The sequence below is a fragment of the Hyphomicrobiales bacterium genome (assembly GCA_030688605.1).
In the GTDB taxonomy this organism is placed as follows: Bacteria; Pseudomonadota; Alphaproteobacteria; order Rhizobiales; family NORP267; genus JAUYJB01.
This window is the reverse complement of sequence record JAUYJB010000078.1, coordinates 1-2,668: the sequence shown is the minus strand read 5'-3', so window position 1 is coordinate 2,668 and position 2,668 is coordinate 1. Positions and strand designations below refer to the sequence as shown.

Sequence of the window (2,668 nt, the reverse complement as noted above, 5' to 3'; positions counted from 1 at the left end):
TCGCGCTTGACGCCGACGATGGTCTCCACGCCGCCTTCGATCAAGGGCGAAACCAACACGCCGTCGATCCGAGCGATCGGCGTGGCTTCCCTCGCGCGCGCCATCAGCGTATCGTAACCGGTCGCAACCTCGTCGGCGGAGCGCAGGCCGATGAGCACGCCGCCGATGTCCGACTTGTGCGGAATTGCCGGCGAGGCGATCTTGAGAACGACCGCTTTTCCGAGAGCTTTGGCGGCGTCCACCGCGTCCGCGCCGGAACGGGCTAGCCGCTCCTCGACGACGGGAATGCCCATCGATGCCACCACTCGTTTCGCCGCCTGCTCGCCGCCTCGACCCGCCTCCGGCGCCTCAACCCTGTCGGTCAGCGCCAGCGGTTGTTCCTGCGCGCCGGCGTTTAAAAAGCCGCGCCCGATCCGCCACAGCGCGGCGATCGCCGCGATCGCCCGGGCCGGATCTTCGTAAATGATAAAGCCCTGATCCTGAAACCGGTCGCGCCACTCCGGCAACATATTGGCAACGATGCCGATGACCCGGTCGGGAAATTTCTCGCGCACGGGCGACAGGTGGCGCGCCAACACTTCCATTCGTTTGGGCACCATCCCGTTATGGGAGAGGTAGGTGAACGCGGCGGGATAGTTCCCCTCCTCCAACAGCATGTCGAGGACCTGCGCTACCTGCTCCATGTCGCGCATGCCGGAGGTCGCCATGTCTACCGGGTTGCGCGTCGTGGCGTAGGGCACCAGCGCTTTCAGTTTGCGCTGCGTCTCCGCCGGCACCTCGGGCAAGGCGAGACCGCAGCGGGCGCTGGCATCGGCGACAATCACGCTGATCCCGCCCGAGCCGCTGGTAACGGCCAACTCGGCGCGCTCCGGAAAGTGGCCGGCGCGGCAGGCGGCAACCACATCGACGAGTTCCTGAAGCGACTGCGCGGCAAAGACGTTGTGCTGGCGGAAGACGGCTCTATACACGTCGGCAGCGCCGGCGAGGGACGCCGTATGAGAGGCGGCGGCCGAGGCGCCGATCGCCGATTCGCCGACCTTGAGCATGACCACCGGCTTTTTGCGTAGGCGCGCCGATTCAAAAGCATGCCTGAGACGGCCGCCGTCGACGATGCCCTCCAAATAAACGGCGATAACACGGGTCACTTCGTCGTTGGCGAGATGTTCGATGCAATCGGCAACATCGATATCGCACTGGTTGCCCGTCGACACCCACTTCGCCACCCCGATGCCACGCTCGCGCAGCAAAACCAGAATTTGTGTTCCGATCGCGCCGCTTTGGCTCACCACGCTGACATTGCCGCGCCGGGGCCAGCCTTCCGTTCCTTGGCTTTGCGTCAGACTGGTAAAGGTCGCGCTGAACGAGCCGTCGATGCTGACGCCGCCCATGGTATTGGGACCGAGCAGGCGCGTGCCGCCGGCGCGCGCGACGGCAACAAGACGATCCTGAACTATGCGCCCCTCCTCGCTCTGTTCGGCGAAGCCGGAGCTGAGCACGATGACCAGCGGTACGCGCTTCTCGGCGCAGCCCGCCACCGCCGCCGGCACGGACGCGGCCGGCACCGCAATGATGGCGCAGTCCAGTTCGTCCGGGATTTCCTGGACGGCAGGATAAGCCTTCCAGCCTTGAATTTCCGTGGCGCCCGGATTGACCGGATAAATGCGACCGGAATAGCCGAGCTCGCGGTTGTGCGCGATGGGCCGGCCGCCGATCTTCATGGCGTCGTTGGAGGCGCCGATGATGGCGACCGCCTTGGGATAAAAAAGTTTCTCTAAAATGTCGTTCACAAAAATGTCTCCGCCGCGAATTATCGCGGTTGTTAATTTCGGCCTTTCCAGGTTCGCTGTGAAGGCGTATTCACCACTGAGGCCCCGCGCGGCTGAGACGCAACCAAAGACGCCATCAATATTTTACCGCAGGGGCTCGGAGTTCGCAGAGTTCGGAGAATTTCTTAACCGAAAACTCTTTACTCCGCGTCCTCCGCGCCTCCGCGGTGTAGTATCCGAGTCCGAGCGCCCTCAAATTCATCGCCGCTTCCCCATGACGCCGCTGCCGGCGGTGCCGAGCGTCATGCCCACATCGGTGACGATCGTCTGGCCCGTCATCAGCACCGCCGACTCGACCAGCCAGAGGATCGTGGCGGCCACCTCCTCCGCTGTCGCCGCCTTCCTGAGAGGGGAACTCGCCTCCCAGTGCGCCTTGTGCTCCTCGTAAGCGTCGCCCAGGGCGTTTTTCAGCCATCGTCCCTGAATGAATCCGGGACAGACGGCGTTGACGCGAATCTCCGGAGCGAGGACGCGCGCGAGGGATTGCGTGAGGACGTTGAGACCGGCCTTGGAGACACCGTAGGCAATGGAGCTGCCCGTGCCGCGGAGCCCCGCCGTCGAAGAAACGTTCACGATCGCTCCTTCGCCGCGCGCCTTCATGTGCGGCGCCACCGCCCGCGCCATTTGAAACGGGCCCAGCGTGTTGACCGAGAAGATGCGTATGAAGTCCTCGGCCGACAGCCCCTCCAGATCGTAATGGCTGACATATTTGGTCGTCCCCGCTGAATTGACGAGTACATCGATGCGACCCCATTGCTTGAGCGCCGTCTCGGCCAGCCGCCGGCAGTCGGTATCGATCGAGACATCCGCCGGACACAGCGTAGCGTCCGCGCCGAGCGCTT

Annotated in this window: 2 protein-coding genes; both read right to left on the bottom strand. The window is 64.2% G+C overall.

Annotated elements, in window-relative coordinates:
• A partial coding sequence (locus Q8P46_09240) for an acetate--CoA ligase family protein (protein MDP2620345.1) occupies window positions 1-1,787 on the bottom strand: 1,787 nt, incomplete at its 3' end.
• Window positions 1,788-2,024: 237 nt separating this feature from the next.
• On the bottom strand, window positions 2,025-2,668 hold a 644-nt coding region (locus tag Q8P46_09235), incomplete at its 5' end, for an SDR family oxidoreductase (GenBank protein ID MDP2620344.1).